This window comes from Eisenbergiella tayi, from assembly GCF_001881565.1.
GTDB lineage: Bacteria > Bacillota > Clostridia > Lachnospirales > Lachnospiraceae > Eisenbergiella > Eisenbergiella tayi.
In genome coordinates this window covers 468,411-492,152 of sequence record NZ_MPDJ01000004.1, presented here as the reverse complement: position 1 = coordinate 492,152, position 23,742 = coordinate 468,411, and the positions used below count along the sequence as shown (strand labels likewise).

Sequence of the window (23,742 nt, the reverse complement as noted above, 5' to 3'; positions counted from 1 at the left end):
AAAAATATTATCATATAAAATGCCGTTTAAGGTCAAAAATGTGCAGTTGAAGGACAAATGGATTTCTTTTCCAAAAAAACTGATATTATGATTACGGAAAGCAGATAGGAGGAAAGAGGAGTTGTTAAAAATAGCTTTGGTTGATGACAATACAGACTTTCTTTTGCTCCTGCGCAAAAAGGTACATGCGTTTTTTGATGGCAGAAATGTTTTGTGCGAGGTCAGACTTTTCCCTAACCCGGAGGTTTTTTATTTTGATCTGGAAGAAGGATTTCATTACGATATCTGTTTTCTGGACATAGAAATGCCTCAAATGAACGGCTTGGATCTTGCAAAAAAGATCCGGGCTACCGCGCAGGCAACCTATCTGGTTTTCACAACCTCATATCTTCAATATGCCGTAGAAGGATATGAGGTACAAGCTTTTTCCTATATCCCAAAGAATCTCCTGGAAGAGAAGCTTGACGCTGCTCTTCTGGGGATTTTTGGTGAAATGCAGGAGAAAACAGAAAAATATTATTTCGTGGAAACGAATTCCCGTTTTGAGAGAATCGAATATAAAGAAATTATTTACGTATATAAGAATAATAAGAATGCCGTCTTTGTATTAAAGGACAGAGAGGTGCCGGTACGCAAAACCCTTCAGGAGGTTTTTGTGCAGTTGGATTCTGAAGAGTTTATCTGTATTGAGAGAGGCTATATCGTAAATGTCCAGCATATCATAAAGATTGAAAGCAAGGAACTGACGCTCAGAAATGGGAAGAAGCTTCAAATCGGCAGAACACATATCAGGGAAGTAAAGGAAGCTATTCACAATTATTGGAGGGATAGAATGTGATCGGGCTAAGAATAGCACAGGGACTGCTTTGTGCTGTTGAGGTATGCGGACTGTATTTTCTGATTCAGCTTTTCTTTGAAAGAAGATGGGATAGCAGCTTCAGTAAGATTTTGTGGATGATATCCGGGGCTGTTTTATGCGGACTTATAATTTATCAAAAGGATCAGGTGTCGATGTATTCGAGATATTTTATGCTCGTATGCATTGTGCTTTCTGCGTTCCTTACAAAATTCTGTGTTGACATATCTTTGGCAAAAGCTGTTCTCATTTCAGCTTTGTATTTTGAGTCTATCTGTTTTTCTGATATTTTTCTGAGTTTTATCGGACAGGCCTTATACAGCCGTAACGATTTTTTCGAATATATACAATATGAGATAAGCATTAAGCGAATTCTTCTTATGGCGGTAAGCAGAATATTCCTTGGTGTGAGTGTTTATCTGCTTATGAAATACAGGCTGCTTGTCCAAAGAATTTTTTCCAAATATATACTGATTTTTGCCGGATATGCCGTATTGGAATACTTCGGCCTGTTTTTTTGCGATCAGGTTTTTATACCTGCCTTTGGTTTTCATGAAAAGATATATATTTATTTCGCCCTGTATCCCCTGATTATTACGTTAACTCTTATAGTTATAATTCTTTACATAATATTTATAGAGAGAAAGAACGAAATCCGGCTGGTAAACAGCCAGAATAAAATGCTGGAAAAAAATTATCATGAAATGATTATGCTGTATCACAATCGCGACAGGATCTTTCGGAATATGAAATCTGATTTGTCATCGCTTTCTACGCTGATTGCTGAGCAGGACTTAAATAAAATTGAAGAATATATAGATAAATTAAATGAACCTATTATGGAAATGGAACACAAGGACTTTACAGGCAATGCTATAGTAGACACCATATTAAATGATAAGGCTGAAAAGGCAAAGGCTTCTGATATCAGTTTAAATATTAAGACCAAAGAAATTAAAAAGAATAAAATACAGGATATAGACTGGTGCGCAATACTGGCAAACATATTGGATGGCGCAATCGAAGCCTGCTGCAGGGTAAAAGAAAAAAAGAGATTGATTGATCTTTGTATCATGCAGAATGACTGCACCACCTTTATAGAGCTTTCCTATACTTATGAGAATAAGAACAGTATCCGTAATGATAAATTACCGGGTAATAAAGGTATGGAAAGTGATTTGGATGATAATAAAATGAAAAGTGTCTGCAGGGCCGTGGAAAAATATGATGGAATCTTTGATTATGTCTGGAAGGATGGGATCTTTACGATTAATATGTCACTGTTTTATTAGTTATAATAACTGGACATATTTTAAATTTTAATTTAATGTAAAGACGGCGGTGTTTTTCTGCTGTCTCAGAAAAGGTGAAAGGCAAGATGCTCCGTTACACATCTTGTCTTTTTATATTATTTGAAAAGGAAAAGAAAGAATTTAATTTATATATTTTCTTATTGCTTTATTTATATTATAATAAAAAAGTGCCGTTTGAGGTCAAAAACGTGCAGTTGAAGGACAAATGGATAAAATTTCCTTTTTAGCTGATATGATTGGGACGAAAAGCAGATGGGAGGGAGTAAGTATTGCTTAAAATTGCTTTGGTCGACGACAATACCGACTTCCTTCTGCTCCTGCGTAAAAAAGTGCATACGTTCTTTGATGGCAGAAATGTTTTGTGCGAGGTCAGACTTTTCCCTAACCCGGAGGTTTTTTACTTTGATCTGGAAGAAGGATTTCATTACGATATCTGTTTTCTGGACATAGAAATGCCACAAATGAACGGACTGGATCTTGCAAAAAAGATCCGGGCATCTGCGCAGGCAACCTATCTGGTTTTCATTACTTCATATCTACAATATGCCGTGGAAGGATATGAAGTAAAAGCTTTTTCCTATATCCCAAAGAATCTCCTGGAAGAGAAGCTTGAGGCGACTCTTCTGGGGATTTTTGGTGAAATGCAGGAAAAGAATGAAAAATATTATTTTGTTGAAACTAATTCTCGCTTTGAGAGGATAGAATATAAAGAGATTATTTACGTTTATAAAAATAATAAGAACGCTGTCTTTGTACTTAAGGACAGGGAAGTCCCGGTACGAAAGACTTTGCAGGAGGTTTTCCTGCAGCTGGATTCGGAAGAGTTTATTTGTATTGAAAGAGGTTACATCGTAAATATCGAACATATTATTAAGCTTGAGAACAAAGAAATTACGCTCAGAAACGGAAAGAAGTTCCAGGTTGGCAGGACACATATCAGGGAAGTGAAGGAAACTATCCATGGTTATTGGAGGGATAGAATGTGAATTGGCTAAGAATAGCGCAAGGGGTGCTTTGTGCTGTTGAGGTATGTGGGCTGTATTATATATTTAATCTTTTCTACGAGCAAAAACGCAATAAATTATGGGAACGTATAGGTTTTATTATTACACTTATACTATTTTGTGGTTTGACGATTTTTCAAAGAGAAGTTGGCGGAATGTATTCCCGTTACTTTATGTTTTTGTGCATTTTCTTAGCAGTATGCATTGGTAAATTTTTTTATAATATTACATTTACAAGGTGTCTGTTGGTTTCGACATTATATTTTGAATCTATTTATTTTTCTGATATTTTTTTGGGTTATATTGGACAGGCTTTACTAGATTCAATAGATTTTGTAGACTATATCCAATTTCATATAAATTTAGAACGTATTATTATTTTAGGTATTACTAGATGTTTCCTATTGATAGTGTTATTCATTTTAAGAAAATATAAAATACATGTTAATAATCTATGTTTTAACTATAGAATGCTCTTAATAGGGTTTGCAGTTTTAGAATATTTAGGATTATTTAGTTGTGAAAAAGTATTTATTCCCGCATACAGGGAAGAAGGAAAGATATATGTTTACTTTGCTCTATTTCCTATAATTTTGGTATTAACATTTATTATTGTAATAGTCTATATAATGTATATAGAAAAGAAAAATGAAATGCAGTTAATGAATAGTCAAAATGAAATGTTAGAAAAAAATTATCATGAAATGTTATTATTATATCAGAAAAGAGATAGAATTTTTCATGATATGAAAAATCATTTATCAGTACTATCATTGTTAATAGCAGATAGAAATTTAGATAGGGCAGAAGAATATATTAAGAAAGTAAATGCACCTATTTTAGAATTGGAACATAAAAAATATACGGGTAACCGTATAGTGGATATTATCCTAAATGATAAGATAGAAAAAGCCCATAACAATAATATTAAATTTATTATCAATGCACATGATATAAAAGAAGGTATAATTCAGGATATAGATTGGTGTGCAATTCTGGCCAATGTATTGGATAATGCAATTGAAGCGTGTATAAAAGTACAGAATGATGAAAAATGGATAGAGATGTCCATTAGTCAAAATGATTGTTCTACTATTATTAATGTTACTAATATTTATAATGGTGAAATTAAAATTTCAAAAGATAAATTGGAAAGTACTAAAAAGAATAAAATACTTCATGGGATTGGGATGGAAAGTGTTAAAACTGCAGTAAATAAGTATAATGGCATATTTGAGTACAATTGGGAAGCGGATATATTTTATATTTATATATCACTATTTAATTAAAGGAGGATGAAACCAATGGGTAACGAAAGAGAACAGTTTATGGAAAATGCAGGAAATGTATTGTTTGAAGTGGAAGAATCAGGAAAAGAAATGATGAATTCTAATCAAATACCTGCAAATACAGAGTCCACTCCTTTTCTTTCAATTTTCTGCTGTTAAGGTTAAAAGGCAAGATGCTTAATTAGACATCTTGCCTTTTTTCTGTTTTATAGATAACTAAAATGAATATAGATAGTTAGGAAATACATGATATGATAGATGAAGGTAAAAAATTATTATTAGGATATACTGATATTGATATTTTAAGTAATAGAGAATTTTCAATTGTTCAAAAATATACTTTTGGTGCTTTCTATCTCCACTTCCTTGCAGAAACAAAGAAAAAATTCATTGAAGAACTGGGTTCAATCTATAATCCTGATATGTTCTGCAATGGTATTCCGGAACTCATTCTTTCACGTCTCCATGCGGTATGTGTAAGAGCTTTAATTGTAGAGATGAGCATGTATAAGGCGGCTGGACGGCTTAAAGGCAATAATAGCGGTGAAGAGTATGAATACTTTCAGAAACAGTTTCTTGTAAAACAGGAGATGAGAGAAGAACTTTTTCAGGTATATCCATTGTTGAAACAAAATATCACAAGGACTATTAGTCAATCTGCGAAATTTTTAAGTGATATGTGGAAGCGTCTGAATGCAGACAGAACGGAAATAGAGAAAAACATAATTGGAGGCGGACCTTTGGGAAACATAGTGTCTGTTTCCAGTGTGGGTTCTGATTTTCATTGTGAAGGTCAGTGTGTGTTAAAAATAGAAACAGATAAAGGGCAGAAATTTTTATATAAACCCCGGCCTGTTCAGACCGAAAAGGCTTTTCTTGTCTTGCTGAATCATCTATATAAAGGAATAGGTATGAATGAATATTCCTATGGATGTGTGCTGCGTGAGAATTATGGCTGGGTCGAATATGTAGAAGCGGAAAGCTGCATGGAACCGGAGCAGATTAATCGTTATTTCCAACGATTGGGTGTAAGTATATGCCTGAGTTATTTCCTGGGTACAGGAGATCTTCATTATGAAAATCTTATTGCGCATGGGGAATATCCGGTACCGGTAGATGTAGAGGTGTTTTGTACTCAGGCGGGAGGGAAAGATGGTACAAAGGAAGGGTATTCAGTCCTGTTCAGCGGAATCCTGCCTGATCCGTCAAGAAGCACAAAAGTAAATATACTGAATGGCGGGGAGGGGCAAAAAGCATCAATTAAAGTTGCACGAGTTATTAACGATAAGACTTCGGATATGAAAATAGCTTATGATTATCCGGAAATGCCTGTCGCTGATAATCAGGTAATGCTGAATGGCAGCAGGATATCTGCGGCTGCATATGAGACGGATATCAGTGATGGCTTTCGAAAAGCATACAATTTTATTATGGAAAATAAGAGTAATTTTACAGCTTTATTTGTAAAGGAAAGCCTGGAATGCAGGATCAGGGTACTTCTGGAAAATACACAGAGATATACTATGCTTTTGTCAGGCAGTGGTCATCCTATGGTATTACAAAGTGCCGAAAAAAGAAGGGAACTGCTTGAACATGTTTATGAAGACAAAAATGGACTCTCCCTAAAAGAAAAGCAGGCTGTGGAATATGGAATAAGAGATTTGGAAGAAGGTGATATTCCTTATTATTTTACAGAAATGAACAGTCATTCTCTTTTTACATCCCGCAAAGAAGAAATTGATGAATACTTTTCCCTATCACTTACAGATTGTTTCCGTTTTAGAATGGAAAAAGCGGGAAGATTGGATTGCAGCAGACAAGAGCAGATTATCCGTATGGTGATAGAATTATCCGGATACGGAAAAGAAGAGTTTGTAAATAGTCATTTTCCTGTAAAGAAGGTAGATAAAAAACAAGATCCCGAAAAACAAAAACAATTTTTTTTACACAAGGCAATGGAGATTGCGGCGCAGATAGAAAAGGAAGCATTATGGGATAAGGACAGGCAGACTGTCAGTTGGATAGAACCATTATTGGCAGGTGTGAAAGAGGAAAGAATTCATATAGTGGATGGAGACATGTATTTTTATAATGGAATGTCCGGTATTGCTGTTTTTCTTTATAGTATAAATCGTGTATCCGGAAAACTGAAGGCACTCTGCGATGCTGTAAAAAATACAATGTTCCAATATACTGATAGCTGTTTGAGGGACAGAAGAAGGCTATTGTCAGAAAATACGGGAATTTTTTGCGGAGAAGCTTCGTTGTGCTATTCCTATCAGCTTCTTTACCGAATGACAGAGGACGATATTTTTCTGGAATATGCCAGGAAGCATGCAGTACTGTTGATAGAATTGTTGGTTAAGGATACTGTTTTTGATTTGGTTTATGGTAACGCAGGGGCTATTCTGGTATTATGCGGGATGTATTCTTTCACTCAGGATATTCAGTATTTGAAAGAAGCGGAAAAGGCAGGGGATATTGTGGCGGCGCATGCTGTCAGTCAGGGTACAGGATTTGGATGGATAAATAAAGCTTCTCAGGCGGTATTGGCAGGTATGTCCCATGGAAACAGCGGAATGATTCCGGGTTTGATAAAGCTATCCTATTTATTAAACACTGACAAATATGATGACTTGATTATAGGCTGTTTGGAATATGAGGACAGCTTGTATAGTGAAGAGTATCATAACTGGGCTGATTTGCGGCAGGAAGGTGATGAAAGATATCAGGCCTGCGCCTGGTGCCATGGTTTTGGAGGCATTACGGCGTCAAGACTCGCATGTCTTCCATATGCAGGAGTGGAACTGGAACAGCGTCTTAAGCAGGATTTATCGCGGGCGGAGAGCTGTTTCCTTTCTTTGCAGATGAGAAAAGGTATGTGTCTTTGCCATGGGAATCTGGGAATGCTGCTCCTTTTGGATAAATTTATGGAATATAACAGCAGCAGTGGATTGAAATATATTAAGGATCTTCTTGTTATGGCAACTTTGGATGAATTGGAGCACAGTCATATCATGCCTCAGGAAAAATATGCAAAGGGAATGATGAATGGAATGGCCGGTATCGGATATGCCTGTCTGAAGCTGGCGGGAGTTGATTCTCTGCCGGATATTATGTTGTGTGATATATGAGTGAAGGATACCGAAAAACATGCTGCCGGAAAAAGTTAATAGTTGGGAAATTAGTGAAGGATAGCAGCAGGGAACAAGAAGTTTGCCAGCATTGTCCTTGCAGGAAAAACAAAAGTGTGTCAGAAACGGATTGCATCAAGAAAGAATGTATGCTATACTGATGAACTGACGGGTGAAAACAACGGATGCCGCGCTTTATGAGTCCTTTTCATGTCCCACGGAATCCGGCAAAGCCCGGTTTTGAAGTGTCCGGTTTACCGGATGGAAATCATAGGAGAAATTAAGCCTGCCAGGCAGGCGGTGAGGAGATTGTGAAATGGAGATCTTATACAGAAGTACCAGAAGTAATGCTGTAGCAAGCGCTTCCCAGGCGATTCTGAAAGGACTTTCCGAGGACGGAGGCCTTTTTGTACCGGAAAAAATCCCTGCGTTGGATAAAACGCTGCAGGAATTAAGTACCATGACCTATCAGGAAGTGGCCTATGAGGTTATGAAGCTGTTTCTGACCGATTTTACGGAGGAAGAGCTGAAGAACTGTATCGCCAATGCGTATGACAGCAAGTTTGATACGGAAGTGATCGCACCTCTGGCAGAAGCAGGAGGGGCTTATTATCTGGAACTTTTCCATGGAAAGACCATTGCCTTTAAAGATATGGCGCTGTCCATCCTGCCTCATCTTATGATTACATCGGCAAAGAAAAACCACGCGGATAAGGATATCGTTGTTTTGACAGCTACCTCCGGAGATACCGGAAAGGCGGCCCTGGCCGGTTTCGCAGATGTGCCGGGAACGAAGATCATTGTTTTTTACCCGAAGAACGGAGTGAGCCCGATTCAGGAAAAACAGATGGTCACCCAGAAAGGGGATAATACCCTTGTTGTAGGCATTCATGGCAATTTTGATGATGCCCAGACAGGCGTGAAAAAGCTTTTTTCCGATAAGGATCTGGAAAAGGAGATGGCAGATAAGGGATATCAGTTCTCTTCCGCCAATTCCATCAACATCGGACGTCTGGTACCTCAGATTGTTTATTATGTATACGCATATGCACAGCTGCTGGCAGAGGGCAAGATTGCGGCGGGCGAGAAGATTAATGCTGCGGTGCCCACTGGTAATTTCGGGAATATCCTTGCAGCCTTCTATGCGAAGAATATGGGTCTTCCCATTAATAAACTGATATGTGCATCCAATGAAAATAAGGTGCTTTATGATTTCTTTTCCACCGGAGAATATGATCGTAACCGTGACTTTGTTCTCACCAGCTCCCCTTCCATGGACATCCTGATTTCCAGTAATCTGGAGCGTCTTATCTATAGGATAGCAGGGGATGATCCGATGAAAACAGAAGCCCTCATGAAGGCTCTCAGCGGAGAAGGAAAATATGAGATCACTTCGGAGATGAAGGAAAAGCTGGATGATTTCTATGGCAATTTTGCGAAGGAAGAGGAAGCATTCAGTAAGATAAAAGCTTTGTACGAAGATACGGGATATGTGATTGATACTCATACGGCGGTTGCATCCGCTGTTTATGACAAATATAAGGCTTCTACGGGAGACAAAGACACACTGACGGTGATTGCATCCACAGCCAGTCCGTTTAAGTTTGCCAGAAGTGTTATGCAGGCGGTTGATCCTAAATACGGCGATGCGGCATGGGGAGATTTTGAATTGGTTGATGAGTTATCAAAGCTGGCTAACGTAGAAGTTCCTGAAGCGGTTGAAGAGATCAGGTCTGCTCCGGTAAGGCATACCGCGATTTGTGAGAAAGACGGGATGAAGGATGTGGTGAGGGATTTCCTGAAATTATAAGAAGGTAAAAGAAATGGCTGTCGGCGGCATATAGAATACTGCGGGCATTGTCCAGGATAAAAGAAGAGCCGGCGCATCAAAGCGCCGGCTTACTTTATGTATCAGGATACTGTATAAAATGAACGGAGAAAAAATCTCCGGATGCAGCAGCTGATTAAGTACGATCTGCAAGATTAACATATTCCTTTTCCTGGCATACGGTCTTATATGCAGGACGGATAATCTTTCCGTTGTTAGCCAGTTCTTCCATACGGTGAGCGCTCCAGCCGACCATTCTTGCGATGGCGAAAATAGGAGTGTACAGCTCGGTGGGAAGCCCCAGCATATTGTAAACAAAGCCTGAATAGAAGTCTACGTTTACACTTACGCCCTTGTACATCTGTCTTTCTCCGGAAATAACATAGGGAGCAAGCTTTTCAACAAGATTATAAAGTTCAAATTCCTTATGAAGTCCCTTTTCTTCGGAAAGCTTCTCCACGAAGCTTTTAAGGATAATCGCTCTTGGATCAGATTTGGAATAAACCGCATGGCCTACACCATAGATGAGACCGGCATGGTCAAAGGCGTCCTTGCTCAGCAGGCGTTCCAGATAACGGGATACCTCTTCTTCATCGGTCCAGTCCTTTACTTCTTTTTTCATGTCTTCAAACATCTGCATAACTTTAATGTTAGCGCCGCCGTGACGGGGACCCTTCAGGGAACCAATTGCAGCTGCCATTACGGAGTATGTATCTGTCAGTGAGGAGGTAACTACATGAGTGGTAAAGGAGGAGTTATTACCTCCGCCATGTTCCATATGAAGAATCATACAGATATCAAGAATTCTGGCTTCCAGCGGAGTATAGGAACTGTCAGGACGAAGAATGTGCAGAATGTTTTCCGCCATGGATCCTTCCGTCATAGGCTGATGGATAAAGAGGCTGTTGCCGTCATGATAATGGCTGTAAGCCTGGTAACCATAAATAGATAACATAGGGCATAAGCTGATGAGCTGCAGACACTGTCTCAGTACGTTGGGAAGAGAAACATCATCCGCTCTGTCGTCGTAGGAGTAAAGAGTGAGAATACTCCTTGCCAGGGTATTCATCATATCTTTGCTGGGCGCCTTCATGATAATATCTCTCACGAAGCTTGTGGGAAGGCTTCTGTAGTAAATAAGCAGCTTCTCAAATTCTGCCAGTTCCTGTTTATCCGGCAGCTTGTTGAAGAGCAGCAGGTATGTAACTTCCTCAAATCCGAACCGATGATCCTTGTGGAAACCTTCTACAAGGTCGTTAACTTCATAACCTCTGTAAAAAAGGTGACCATCACAGGGGACCGATTTACCATCCACCATTTTTGTCGCACGGACATCAGAAATGTTGGTGAGTCCGGCCAGTACGCCTTTTCCGTTCAGGTCGCGAAGCCCTCTTTTGACATCGTATTTTGTGAAAAGCTCGGAATCAATGACACCTGCTTCCCTGCTTAATTCAGCCAATCGTACGATTTCAGGAGTAACATCAGAATAGCTGTTGTGTTCTTCCATTCAATCAACCACCTTTCCTCATAAATTTATTATCCCTGCTTTCCTTTCCATCCGGTCTTTTTTGGTTTGACACGTTAAAAAAGGAAAGTAGATAATTTACATAATAACATGAATAACAATTCGAAACAAGAAAAAATGTATTTATTTAGAAACATTTAACATTTTGTTCACTATTCGGGATAGCTTTTTTGTGCGTATTGTATTACAATAATAGGCGGCTTACAGCATATTTTTTTGATGCTGTAAGCCGGAATGAAAAGGTCACATGTTCAGAATAAAAAAGTAAAGGAAGGTGTACGAAAATGGATAAAAAAGAAATATTAAGACATATTGACCACACCCTTTTAAAACCTTATGCTGTATGGGAGGACATCAGAATTCTCTGTGAGGAAGCTGTGGAGTATAAAACAGCGTCTGTATGCATCCCGCCCTGTTATGTGGAAAGGGTACATGATAAATTCGATACATTGAATATCTGTACGGTTGTGGGATTCCCGCTGGGTTACAGCGTAACCGCCGCAAAGCTGGCTGAAGTGGAAAAAGCCCTTAAGGACGGTGCGAATGAAATTGACATGGTGGTGAATATCAGTGATGTCAAGAATCATCAGTATGGTAAGGTAGAGGCGGAAATACGCGCGCTGAAGGAAGCCTGCGGCGGCCATGTGCTGAAGGTGATTATTGAGACCTGCTATCTTACGGGAGAAGAGAAAATTGCCATGTGCCAGGCAGTAACAAAGGCGGGAGCGGATTATATCAAGACTTCTACAGGCTTCGGTACCGGAGGAGCCACGCTGGAAGATGTGAGGCTTTTCCGCGAACATATCGGACCTTCGGTGAAAATCAAGGCAGCCGGAGGAGTGAAGAGCAGAGAGGATTTGGAAATGTTCCTGGAGGCAGGCTGCGACAGGATCGGCACTTCCTCCGCAGTAGGACTTCTGAAAGGGGAGGAAGCCGGAGATTATTAAGAGGGCTTTCTTCGGAAATAATAGTAAATGTAAAGGAGAAATATTATGAACCAGACAATCCGGAATCGTGTAGCCAAGCTCCGGGAAGCTATGGAACGGGCGGGGGTCGATTATTATATGGTGCCCACCGCGGATTTCCACAATTCTGAATATGTGGATACTTATTTTAAGGTGAGGGAATATCTTTCCGGTTTTACCGGATCCAACGGGACGCTTGTGGTAAGCCGTGATGAAGCGGGCCTTTGGACGGACGGTCGTTATTTTATCCAGGCGGAAAATGAACTGGAGGGAACGGGAATCACTCTTTTCAGGATGCTGGATGAAGGGGTTCCCACCATTAAGGAATATCTGAAGGATCATATGAAGGAAGGGCAGACATTAGGCTTTGACGGCAGGGTGGTTGATACGGCCTTTGGCTGCAGCCTTGAAAAAATCCTTGAGGAAAAGAAAATTACGTTTGCCTATGGAAAAGATCTGGCAGATGAGGTTTGGACGGACAGACCGTCGCTTCCCAGCCATCCGGTCATGGTGCTGGATGAGGCGATATGCGGAAAAAGCGCCGGAGAAAAGCTGGAAGATGTTCGGAAGGCCATGGAGAAGGAAGAGACCGATGCTTTCCTCCTCAGCAAGCTGGATGATTTGATGTGGCTGTTTAATATCCGGGGCGGCGATGTGGAATGCAATCCCGTTGCTCTTTCTTACGCTTATATTACCATGAAGGAATGCTTTTTCTTTATCCAGGATACGGAAATAACGGCGGAACTCAGGGCACATGCTGCGAAATATGGCATAACGCTCAAAGACTATGATAACATAGTTCCCTTCCTTCAGAGCAGGACGGAAAGAGAGAAAGTCCTCTATGACGGACGCAATACCAGCTACGCTCTTTATTGCACCCTTCGTGAAAAAGGGGAGTGTAAGGACGGTAAGAATCCCACGGAGCTGATGAAGGCCATTAAGAATGAGGTGGAACTCGCACATATGGAGGAGGTCTATCTGAAAGACAGTGCCGCGGTATGTAAGTTCATATACTGGCTTAAGAAAAACGTGGGAAAAATGAAAATAACAGAGGTGACGGCGGCACAGTATCTGGATCATCTGCGGAGTGAAATTGACGGTTATCTGGATCTTTCCTTCCCCACGATAAGCGGCTATAAGGAAAATGCGGCTATGATGCATTATGAGGCTGTGGAAGGCAGCTGCAAGGAGCTTTCTCCGGAAGGAATGCTGCTGGTGGATTCCGGCGGACAATATATGGGCGGAACCACAGATGTGACAAGAACCATCGTGCTTGGCCCTGTTTCCGCTGAGATAAAAGAACATTTCACTGCGGTAGCGGCAGGAATGCTGCAGCTGACGAACGCCAGATTCCTTTATGGCTGTACGGGGAGAAACCTGGATATTCTGGCCAGACAGCCCATGTGGGACAGGAATATCGATTATAAATGCGGGACGGGACACGGCGTAGGCTATATCCTGAATGTCCATGAAGGCCCCCAGGGAATCCGCTGGCGTTTTACGGAAGGTCAGACAGAAGCCGTTATTGAGGCGGGAATGGATGTGACGAATGAACCCGGAGTATATATAGAAGGAAGTCACGGTATCCGGACCGAAAATGTAATGGTGGCGCAAAATGGAGTAAAGAACGGTGACGGACAGTTCATGTATTTTGATACCCTGACCTATGTACCCATTGATTTGGACGGAATCGAGCCATCCCTTTTGGAGCCCGGACAGCTGAAGCTTTTGAATGATTATCACAAGGCTGTTTATGAAAAAATTTCGCCTTTGCTTAATGAAGAAGAAAGAGAATGGCTCAAAAAAGAAACACGGGAAATTTCTTAAAATTTATCGTCAGTTTTTCCGGCCTGTTGTACCTTACAACCGGGCCGGACATTCCTTTCCTTTTTTTACTGTTGTAATTTCATTATAATCAGGATATAATATAACTAACCTGAAATGTTCGATAACTCTTGTTGTTTTGAACCTACAGTTACTTTAAACGGGACTCCTACATTGCCGCGTGGATGTCAGGCCCTCATTGCGCAGGGGAAGGCAGAAGCGCCGGTTGCGGTAACCCACCTAGCAGTCAGCTAGGAGTCAAAAGACAAGAGCCGGCATTTTGGGGATACAAAAGATAAGAGCAGCCATTACAGGCTGCTTTTTTTCAAGTGTGCCGGCTTGTCCGCTGTGAGCTTAAATACATAGGGTTGTTTGCGGGGCGGCGTGCCTGAAAATTATCTGGAAATGGATGGGATTCAAAGATGTAAGGGGAGTATATGGAAAAAGGCGGAAGACAGGGAAGCAGTAGGAGAACTGGCCGGGAATCAAGGCTGTCAAATCAGAACACCCGTAATTCGGACGCGCCGGGACATAACAGATTCCTGGACGCGAAGAAGGAAGCGGACAAAAGAGAGGCGGAGCATGCGGCAAGAAGCCGTGCGGCGCGTATGAATGCCGGCAGAAAAGCGTTCCGTTCAACGGCTGTGAGAAGTTCCCATGGTTATGGAAAACGTTACGGCAGTTACAGGGCGGCCGCTCCGAAAAATACTTCCGGAGGCCGCTGGATGAAGTTGGCCGTTATTATTTTGGGAGTGGCGCTTCTGATTCTGCTGTTGGTACGTTCCCTTGTGGAAATGACAATCCCGCGTACGGAAGGAGAGTACCTTTCGCTGCAGGAAGCGGGGAATCTGACCTGGCTTCTGGCGGATACCGGGGGTGTATCGGACAGCAAAACGATAGCGGCTGTTTTTTCCGGTGATTCGGCAGCCCAAAGCGATGGTATGCTGACCTTTGCACAATGGAAAGACATTGCCGGTCTTTTTCCGGACTGCGCATATGAGCTTCCGGGCGGCTACCGGAATAAGGATAAAGTCCTTCAGGATGACTGGTATCCTTATTTCGACGCGGTGAGGGCCGTTTATGATAAAGACGGAAGGATTCAGGATATGGATCTGACGCCGATTGGTTTGGGCGGTTCGGTTTCCGACGCAGATGGAAACCGGCTGGAAGATAATGCTTTGATTTCGCTGGAAAGTGTATACACTTATATGAGTGACCGGATCCCGGAATGTCTCTGGCAGCCCATTGTTGCGGTGGAGCGGGAAGGCGTGCTGTATGCGCTGAGGGAGAAAACCGGGACACAGACGGAAATTTCGAATATATGGATCATGGAGGTGGAAACGGATTCCCTCCGCTGTTTTTGGAATGATTATGAAATCACCATTTCGGCGCCTGAAGAGAAAGCGGCCGCTCTGGGAGCAGCCAGGGAGCAGGTGGCTGATTTGAGCTTTGCGGACGGTTCGCTCGCAGGCGTAAAGGTGCATATGGATAAGGTGTCCGGCAAGCTCCTGAAAATTCGGGATAACGGGGCGGAAATTGAAGGCTGCGGCTTTTATCCTTTTTCGGATCAATTAAAAATATACCGTCTTTACGGCAAGCTGCAGAAATATTTTACAACCGATTTGTGTATCGGTTATGATTTTACGGATTTTGTCATTGAAGACGGAGAAATACAGGCCTGTCTTGTGGTAAAGGAAGAGGCGATGGAGAATATCCGCGTGCTGGTAAAGACCTCGGATTTCGGAAGCGCCTTCCACGATTCGCTGGAACTGAAGGCGGACTGTGATCTTTCGGTAATCACCGGGCCCTACGGTGAACAGCAGACATCAGTGGTTCCGGCGGGAGAGACACTGACCATCGCCAAAGACAGTGAGCTTTTTACGGCGGAGAGAATACGGATAGAGCCTGCGGTATTAACCGGGCATATCAGTCTTATGAATGTAAAAAGAAGCCAGGGAGTGCCTTCTTACAGGGGAAGCCTGGAACTGGAGAAGCAGCAGGACGGGATCGTGGTGATCAATGAGGTGCTGCTGGAGGAATATCTGTATGCGGTGGTGCCGAGTGAAATGCCATCCTCCTATCCGTTAGAGGCTCTGAAAGCCCAGGCGGTATGTGCCAGGACCTATGCTTATGCCAAAATGCTTCACGCGGGTCTGCCCGCTTACGGAGCCCATGTGGACGACAGCGCGGGATTCCAGGTTTATAATAATATTATGGAAAATGTGGAAACTACTAAAGCGGTGAAGGAAACCAAGGGAGAACTGCTGTATTACGGGGATCAGCTGGCGGAAGCCTATTATTATTCCACCTCCTGCGGCTATGGGACCAATACGGGGATCTGGCTGAATTCCGTGCCGGATAATTTCCCTTATCTGCAGGGAAAGGCGGTGAACGTGGCGGGTGTGACAGATGCCCAGGGAGATACGATTGACGATACCGTAAAGGAAGAGGATATCCAGACTGCGGATTCCATGACCGAGGAAGCGAATTTTGAAGCCTTTATCCGGGGAACCAGAGATTCCGATTTTGAGAGGGAAGAGGCATGGTACCGCTGGACCTACCAGGTGGATCAGCTGGATAATACCCTTATGTATGCCAATGTTGTCAAACGCTATGATGCCAGCCCGGGTTCTGTTTATGTACGGCAGGCGGACGGCAGCTTTGTGAATCAGGCGCCTGTGGATCCGGGAAGGATTACCGACATATATATCGCGGCCAGGAATGCCGGCGGTGTGGCGGAGGAGCTTGTAATTGAAGGGGAGAACGGTGCCCTCATGATCAAGTCGGAGCATAATATCCGTTATGTGCTCAGCAACGGAACCAGTAAGGTGATCCGGCAGGACGGAAGCGAGTATAATACGGCTGCTTTGCTGCCCAGCGCATTTATCGTACTGGAAACTGGAAAAGAGGACGGCTATGTGGTAGGATATAGTTTGATTGGCGGCGGATTTGGCCATGGGGTGGGCCTGAGCCAGAATGGCGCACGGAGCATGGCTGCGGACGGCTGCGACAGTGATTCTATTTTGGGATTCTTTTATGAAGGAAGCGGAGTTAAGGCGGTCTACTGACCGCCGTCTGCTGTGCGGGGAAAGAGCGTTTTTTCCGCAGAGCTTAAAATAAGCAAAGGAAAGGAAAAGCAGGTTAATGAGAATTTACAGAATTCTGAGAGGGTTTGGAAGACAGATGTCCCGTGCGAATGTAAATGCATATGCGGCAAGCACGGCCTTTTTCCTCTTTTTGTCCCTCATTCCCATGCTCATGCTGATATGTTCCATTTTACCGTATACGCCGATAAAGAAGTCGGATATTATAACGGCGGTAACGCTTCTGCCCCAGACCCTTTCTCCGCTTCTGACTTCACTGATACAAAGTATTTATGACAGTACCTTCGGCGTGATGAGTATCGCGGCTATTGTTACGGTCTGGTCGGCAGGAAAAGGTGTGCTGGCGCTGATGAGAGGATTAAACGCCATGAACGGCGTGGTAGAGGATAGGAATTACGTGCTGCAGAGAATTATCGCCTCTTTTTATCTGATCATCTTTCTGATAACGATTATATTTTTGCTGATAGTAATGGTATTCGGGAATTTATTCGCGGATACGATAGTGCGGCATGTCCCCCAGATGGAAGATCTGTTTGCCCTGCTGCTGCATTTCAGGGGGCTGTTTTCATGGTGTATGATGACGCTTATTTTTGCGGTGATGTATACCTACATCCCCAACTGTAAGCTGAAATTTTCCCACCAGATACCTGGCGCTGTGTTTTCCGCAACGACATGGAATATTTTTTCCTGGGGATTTTCCATGTATATCCAGCAGTTCAACGGGTTCGATATGTACGGAAGCCTGACGACCATCGTTATTGTAATGCTCTGGCTTTATTTCTGTTTTTATCTGTTCCTGATAGGGGCCCATATTAACAGATTCCTGACACCCTTCCGCAGAATCCTGGAGAAGGAGAGAAGATAAGGCAGAATAAAAAGAAAAGGCAGCCAGCCGCTGCGTGTTCTCGGGATTCATAAGTGTGAGACCGGACACCAGCGATACACGGCTGTTTCCATAAGAAACGGCCGGCTGCACTCCTCCCGGAACTGGCTGCACAATCTAATTATAACGGGATTGGGATGCTTTTGCAAGATTGTGTGCAGCGTCTATTGACAGAAATCGGGGATTGTGTTACATTAACGATAGTTTATAGTGAAATGAATCATTTTCTAAAAACTGTGATGGGAAGAAGTAAGGAAAAGAGGAACCTACAGAAAGCGGCCGGCAGATGAGAGGCGCAGGAGAGGCTTTCCCGAATACATCCCGGAGTTTCGCACCAAAATCATGTGAGAGTAGGCTGCGACGGAGAGCAACCGTTATTTTGCGAAGAGTATCACTGGGAGGGGAACGGACTGCAGGCCGTAACAGAACAGTCGTACTTGATGAGGCAGACGGCGCGAGCCGGCTGTGAACAAAGGTGGTAACACGGGTATCTGACACTCGTCCTTTTTTCCGGATTTTGACGGAAAGAAGGATTTTTTTTGTGTTAAGGTTTCCGTTTACGCCTGTACTGTGAGAAAGAGAAAAGGAGAAAAGAAAAATGCAGGTATTTGAAGAATTAAGAGCCCGCGGATTATTGGCGCAGCTCACGGATGAAGAAGAAATCAGGGAGCTGGTAAATGCGGGTAAGGCAACCTTTTATATTGGTTTTGATCCTACTGCAGACAGCCTTCATGTAGGACATTTTATGGCATTGTGCCTGATGAAGAGACTGCAGATGGCAGGCAACAAGCCCATTGCCCTTTTGGGCGGCGGAACGGGCATGATCGGGGATCCTTCCGGGAGAAGCGATATGCGTACCATGATGACAAGGGAAACCATCGACCACAATTGTGAATGCTTCCGGCGGCAGATGAGCAAGTTTATTGATTTCTCCGAAGGGAAAGCGATTCTGGCAAACAATGCCGACTGGCTGCTTGACCTGAATTACGTGGAACTTCTGCGTGATGTGGGAGCTTGCTTCTCCGTAAACCGCATGCTCACAGCGGAATGCTACAAGCAGCGTATGGAAAAGGGGCTGAGCTTCCTGGAATTCAACTACATGATCATGCAGAGCTACGATTTCCTCATGTTATACCAGAAATACGGCTGCAATATGCAGTTCGGAGGGGATGACCAGTGGAGCAACATGCTGGGAGGAACGGAGCTGATCCGCAGAAAGCTGGGCAAGGATGCTTATGCCATGACAATCACCCTGCTTCTGAATTCCGAAGGAAAGAAGATGGGCAAGACGCAGAGCGGCGCCGTATGGCTGGATCCCAACAAGACCTCGCCCTTTGAATTTTACCAGTACTGGAGAAATGTCTCCGATGCGGATGTGCTCAAATGTCTCCGTATGCTCACCTTCCTGCCGATTGAGCAGATCGATGAGATGGACAAATGGGAGGGCAGCCAGCTGAACCAGGCCAAGGAAATCCTTGCATTTGAACTGACCAAGCTGGTTCATGACGAGGAAGAAGCTTCCAAAGCGCAGGAAAGCGCAAGGGCTCTTTTCGGAGGCGGAAATGCGGCGGAAATGCCTACCGCAGAGCTGACGGCGGCGGATCTTACCGATGGAAATATCGATATTCTGGATCTGCTGGTTAAATCCGGGCTGGTGGCATCCCGTTCCGAAGGCCGCCGTGCTGTGGAACAGGGCGGTGTGACCATGGAAGGGGAAAAGGTTACGGACTTCCGCGCCGTATTTGCCGGTGAAGATTTCCATGGTGAAGGTAAGGTGCTTAAGCGCGGCAAGAAGAATTTCAAGCGTATTATTGTGAAATAAAGAAAGAATGACTGATGGAGGAAGCCTTTTCTCCCGCAGGCCGTAATTGGTATTTACGGTAGCGGGAGAGAGGGCTTTTTGTATTTCTGGGGATTAGCCGGACAGCATAGCGGCCTGAACGGAAGATATCATTCAATTGCATGAGGTTATATTCAAAAAACAAAGATGGAGGGGAAAAGAGGTTTCCGGTATAATGAATTATGGGGAAATACCAAGCGGGGAGTGGGAAAAATGGAAAAAAGAGATAAGAACATCAGTTATCTGCGATTTGTAATTACTTATAATATTGTGCTGCTGATTCCGCTGTTGATCGTCAGCTTCAGTGTGTTTTATATGGTGCACAGGCAGCATTACAGGAAAATCATGGACGAGACTGCGGTGTCGGCGGAACGGCAGGCGGATTATTTCAAACAGCAGATCGCTGTTATCTGCGCCTACAATGCGGACTGCCGCTACAGTAAGATCTACAGCCGTCAGTATTCCGCCAATCCCCCGGTATCCTATCTGGAAATTGCGGAGGATTTAAAAAAGAAGGAAAGTACCTTCCCCTTCGTGGACAGTATGTATTATTATTTCCCCGACGAGGAACGAAAAGTAGTTTCTTCGGGCGGAACCTTTACGGAGGATTTGTTCTTTTCCCGTATCTGCCGGATGGACAGAAATTTATTGGGTAAGATGGAGGATATAGGCCTGTATGCTGTGAGGGCAGAGCTTTATGAAGGAAGCAGCATGGGAATGGTGATCATCTGCCCGTTAAAAACCTGGATGGAGAAAGGAAAGTCGGATACGCAGTATCTTTTTTATGTGATCCGGGACAGCAAGCTGATGGAACAATTCGGCGGTTCCGGGATGCCCTATGAAGATATTACGATGGTTTCTTTTCAGGATCAGGTTCTTTTTTCTTCAAGAAAGGGGGATAATCGTGCCCTTCTGAATGGAAGCAGGGGCTGGGAGCAGCTTTTGGAGGAAAAGGATTACTACAGAAATATAACGGATATGGAATCCGGATTTTCTGCATTGACTTTTGTTTCCAAGGAGGAGGTTTCCAGGAGCGCTGTGAGTTATTTCAGGGGGTATGGCATCTGGATATTATGTTCCGTAGCGGTGGGAATCCTGCTGGCACTTTATTATTCCAGGAAAAAGTACCAGTCCTTCAGGAGCCTGCTGGATAATAATGAAATGCTGGAGGAAGAAAGAAACCTTCTGCGGGCGGAAAACTGTCTCTACGAGCTGCTTACCAAGGAAGTGAAGCCGGGGGATGAGCTTTGGGAACGCTGCCTGAAAAGCAGCATCCATATTAACAGAAGGCATCTGTTTTTTGCCGTTTTCCCCAAGATAGAGGAAAACAGGGAGCTTTATGAGATTTTTCACACCCAGATGAATGATTACAGCGCCTCCACCGCATATCGGATTGTGCTTTTTGAGGAAATGTATGTATATCTTGTCTGTTCCGATGAGTCTATGGGAGATATTTCACGCAGGCTGGAAAAAATTTCAGGAAGCGGAGTGAAGCTGGGAGTGGGCAGGATCACTTCGGATGTGGGAAAAATCCGCTTTTCTTATGAGGAAGCCCGAAGGGAGCTGCGCCGGGAACAGCATGAGGAGCAGCGTTTCCCGGGACAGGAGCTGAAGGCTCTTAAGGATGCGGCAGGTCTGGCTGACTCCGTACGTACGGTGATCCTCCTCACAGAACTGAAAGAAATTGTTTCTGAGGTTAAGGAAAGCATGGCCCTGTGCATCACATGGGAGGTAATGCACATATTAAACCGGGAGCCGGAAGAGTTTTTTGACGGAAGAGGGGACGGGGAATTAACCAAAGAAGAGCTGTCGGTATTTTTCGGAAGGATGATTGAGGAACAGGCGGCCTTTTCGCAGGACGAGGAAGGAAACGGAAACTACAGGAAAAAGAATATAGCGGATATCCTGGACTATATTAACGGACATTATCTGGATGATAACTTTACTGTGAAATATATGGCGGCCTGTTTTGATACCTCCGTATCCAATCTCAGCCATTTCTTTAAGAAAAACATGCAGGTGAGCATATCCCAGTATGTGGAGAAGATTAAACTGGAGCGTGCCAAAGAGCTTCTGGCCGACAGCGATAAGAAAATTTCAGAAATAGCCCAGCTGCTGCGTTACGGCAACAGTACGGTATTTATAGAAATGTTTAAAAAATATGAAGGAATAACGCCGGGAGGCTACCGGGAAAAGATATGGAAAAGCAGGATGTAAATATATCGTTTTGATGAATGGATACAGGAGAAGAAGATATTATGAAACGGCGCTGTATTTTTTTCATGAGAAGGGGATAAAGTTCAAAAGCATGAGATAGGCAGAAGGCGCAGACTGGGGTATGCTACAGACATCTTCCGAAGAGCCGCCGCACTGAGGGTGTTTGATATGGATTCGGAAAAGCAGCAGATGTCAGTATATTTATAGGAGGGATTGTTTTGAAAAGAAAAACAATGACAAAAACAGGAGCCATCTTAGTGAGCGCGGTGCTTCTGGGCAGTACCCTGGCAGGATGCGCAGGCAAGGCAGGAACATCCGGTGACGTACAGGGGGATCCGAAGCCTGAGACACAGGCGCAGGCCCAGGCGGAAGCCGGGGGAAACACGGACAGCAACTTTAATGCACAGGGACTTCCCATTATAAATGAAAAGGAAACCTTCACCATTGCGGTTCCGCAGAGAAGCACACTGAAGGCGGCTTCCCAAAAGGCCTGTGTCATTGCGGCAGAGGAAGCTACGAACGTACATATCGAATGGGTGGAAATCCCCCAGTCCGGCTGGCAGGAAAAAATCAATATCATGTTCAGCACGGACAGCCTTCCGGACGCGGTTCTGGGAGATGTGGATATAGCGAGGAATTACGAACAGCTGGCGCCGCTGGATGAATATCTGGAAAACTATGCCCCGGCGGTCACCGCATTTTTTGACAGCAGGGATGATTATCCGGCAAGTCTGATCGCACCGGACGGAAAGATCCACTGCCTTCCCATAGGAGATGAATCCACTCAGAATATCATCGATTCCCAGTTCTGGATCAATACGGACTGGCTGGAAAAGGTAGGGAAGGAAATGCCGCAGACTCCGGAGGAGTTTAAAGATGTGCTGATCGCTTTCCGGGATGAGGATCCCAATGGCAACGGCGTTAAGGATGAAATCCCGTTTACTTTTGCAAAGGCCTGGAGCTGGGGCACGGCAATGGAAAACCTGTTCGGCCCGTTCGGAGTTGTGGAGAACGAATACCACGTGTTTACCAAAGACGGAAAAGTAACCTTCAGTGCGGGGGAACAGGGATATTACGATGCCCTTGCCTGGATGCACGATTTGTATAAGGAAGGTCTGATTGATAAGGATGTTTTCACCATGAGCGATGAACAGTATTCTGCAAGGGGAGCATCCGGGGATATTATCGGTGTCATGGCAGGCTATTCCGGGGATGAGTGCAGCGTGGACAACGGTGCGCCGGGAGAAGGCCGTTACAAGGCGGTCCCTGTCCTGAAAGGAAAAGACGGAACGCAGATGGTAGGCATCAATAACGTGACAAAGACAGGCGGTTTTGCCATAAGCAGAAACTGTAAGAATCCGGAAGCGCTGGTACGTTGGTATGATTACATTAACTCTTCACTGGAAATGGCCCTTACCTGGGGAAGAGGAGCCGAAGGCGTATGGTGGGAAATCCTGGATGAAAACGGAAAAGAAGTTCCTGAATTCCTGACCATGACAGCCGAGGTTCTGGAAGCTAACGGCGGCTATAAATCGATTCCTGAATATCGGAATGCGGAAAGCTTTGCGGGTACAACTCCTTCCCTCTGGAGAAATGAATACGATCAGGCGCTGCAGTATGATGACAAATGGCCTCATGACTGGAAGCTGCAGGCGGTTAAGGAACAGATACCCTTTGGCGTTATCGGTCTGCCAGCAGGGACGGCAAGCCTGGAAAATGCGGAGAGAAGAGCGATTCTGATCGCCGATATCGATACCTATCTGCAGAAGTTCATTGCGGATTCGGTTATCAACGGCATTGATGATGAAAAGTGGGAAACCCATCTTAAAAATCTGGAAAATCTGAAGGCGGAGGAATATACCGCACTTTGTCAGGAATATGTGGATTCCTATTCCGGAAAGTAGACGGCAGGAAGAAAGCTGGTCGTCTGACAGATAGTTGCTGCACCGGAGGCCGGAGT

At 43.9% G+C, this 23,742-nt stretch carries 15 protein-coding genes, 1 other RNA gene and 1 other annotated feature; of the genes, 15 read left to right on the top strand and 1 reads right to left on the bottom strand.

Annotated features, from left to right (window positions below):
- The first annotated feature begins 121 nt into the window (after positions 1–121).
- The 7 genes from BLA28_RS16810 (at position 122) to thrC (ending at position 9,406) form a co-directional block, all read left to right on the top strand.
- Entirely contained in the window at positions 122–838 is a 717-nt protein-coding gene (locus BLA28_RS16810) for a LytR/AlgR family response regulator transcription factor (RefSeq protein ID WP_050018629.1), read from the top strand.
- On the top strand, positions 835–2,148 hold the full coding sequence (locus BLA28_RS16805; protein ID WP_069158244.1) for a GHKL domain-containing protein: 1,314 nt from the start codon (positions 835–837) through the stop codon (positions 2,146–2,148). The genes BLA28_RS16810 and BLA28_RS16805 overlap by 4 nt, the downstream gene beginning before the upstream one ends.
- Before the next feature lie 290 nt (positions 2,149–2,438).
- Positions 2,439–3,155 carry a LytR/AlgR family response regulator transcription factor gene (locus BLA28_RS16800; protein ID WP_009252281.1) on the top strand — a complete coding sequence of 239 codons (717 nt, stop codon included), beginning with the start codon at positions 2,439–2,441 and terminating at the stop codon, positions 3,153–3,155.
- Positions 3,152–4,462 (top strand): sensor histidine kinase, encoded by a 1,311-nt coding sequence (locus tag BLA28_RS16795; protein ID WP_069158243.1) that lies wholly within the window; start codon positions 3,152–3,154, stop codon positions 4,460–4,462. The genes BLA28_RS16800 and BLA28_RS16795 overlap by 4 nt, the downstream gene beginning before the upstream one ends.
- Positions 4,463–4,477: 15 nt before the next feature.
- A complete protein-coding gene (locus tag BLA28_RS33805) occupies positions 4,478–4,621 on the top strand; it encodes a hypothetical protein (RefSeq protein WP_009252284.1) in 144 nt (47 codons plus the stop codon).
- Positions 4,622–4,713: 92 nt separating this feature from the next.
- Complete coding sequence (gene lanM, locus BLA28_RS16790) at positions 4,714–7,596, top strand: type 2 lanthipeptide synthetase LanM (RefSeq protein ID WP_069158242.1); 2,883 nt, start codon at positions 4,714–4,716, stop codon at positions 7,594–7,596.
- A 316-nt stretch (positions 7,597–7,912) separates the two neighbouring features.
- Positions 7,913–9,406, top strand: a complete 1,494-nt coding sequence (thrC, locus tag BLA28_RS16785; protein ID WP_069158241.1) for a threonine synthase — start codon at positions 7,913–7,915, stop codon at positions 9,404–9,406.
- Between the two features lie 154 nt (positions 9,407–9,560).
- Here the strand turns inward: thrC and BLA28_RS16780 are convergent, their stop codons facing one another.
- Positions 9,561–10,931, bottom strand: coding sequence for a citrate/2-methylcitrate synthase (locus BLA28_RS16780; RefSeq protein WP_044967111.1), 1,371 nt, complete (start codon positions 10,929–10,931; stop codon positions 9,561–9,563).
- A gap of 302 nt (positions 10,932–11,233) precedes the next feature.
- Between BLA28_RS16780 and deoC the strand changes: the two genes are divergently transcribed.
- From deoC to BLA28_RS16740, 8 genes are all read left to right on the top strand, one after another.
- A complete protein-coding gene (gene deoC / locus BLA28_RS16775; RefSeq protein WP_044967150.1) occupies positions 11,234–11,896 on the top strand; it encodes a deoxyribose-phosphate aldolase in 663 nt (220 codons plus the stop codon).
- A gap of 45 nt (positions 11,897–11,941) precedes the next feature.
- Positions 11,942–13,741 carry an aminopeptidase P family protein gene (locus tag BLA28_RS16770; protein WP_069158240.1) on the top strand — a complete coding sequence of 600 codons (1,800 nt, stop codon included), beginning with the start codon at positions 11,942–11,944 and terminating at the stop codon, positions 13,739–13,741.
- Positions 13,742–13,844: 103 nt separating this feature from the next.
- A non-coding RNA gene (gene ssrS, locus BLA28_RS16765) (6S RNA) lies at positions 13,845–14,029 on the top strand.
- A 146-nt stretch (positions 14,030–14,175) separates the two neighbouring features.
- Positions 14,176–16,806, top strand: a complete 2,631-nt coding sequence (locus BLA28_RS16760; protein WP_069158239.1) for a SpoIID/LytB domain-containing protein — start codon at positions 14,176–14,178, stop codon at positions 16,804–16,806.
- 76 nt (positions 16,807–16,882) lie between these two features.
- Positions 16,883–17,707: a YihY/virulence factor BrkB family protein gene (locus BLA28_RS16755; protein ID WP_009252291.1), complete on the top strand. Its 825-nt coding sequence runs from the start codon at positions 16,883–16,885 to the stop codon at positions 17,705–17,707.
- A 245-nt stretch (positions 17,708–17,952) separates the two neighbouring features.
- Positions 17,953–18,234: a binding site (T-box leader), on the top strand.
- A gap of 89 nt (positions 18,235–18,323) precedes the next feature.
- Positions 18,324–19,547, top strand: coding sequence for a tyrosine--tRNA ligase (gene tyrS, locus BLA28_RS16750; RefSeq protein ID WP_009252292.1), 1,224 nt, complete (start codon positions 18,324–18,326; stop codon positions 19,545–19,547).
- 231 nt (positions 19,548–19,778) lie between these two features.
- Complete coding sequence (locus tag BLA28_RS16745; RefSeq protein WP_169897260.1) at positions 19,779–21,782, top strand: helix-turn-helix domain-containing protein; 2,004 nt, start codon at positions 19,779–19,781, stop codon at positions 21,780–21,782.
- Positions 21,783–22,000: 218 nt separating this feature from the next.
- The gene (locus BLA28_RS16740; protein WP_242880624.1) at positions 22,001–23,686 is read left to right on the top strand and encodes an extracellular solute-binding protein; all 1,686 of its coding nucleotides are present in this window, start codon (positions 22,001–22,003) and stop codon (positions 23,684–23,686) included.
- The last annotated feature ends 56 nt before the right edge of the window (positions 23,687–23,742 follow it).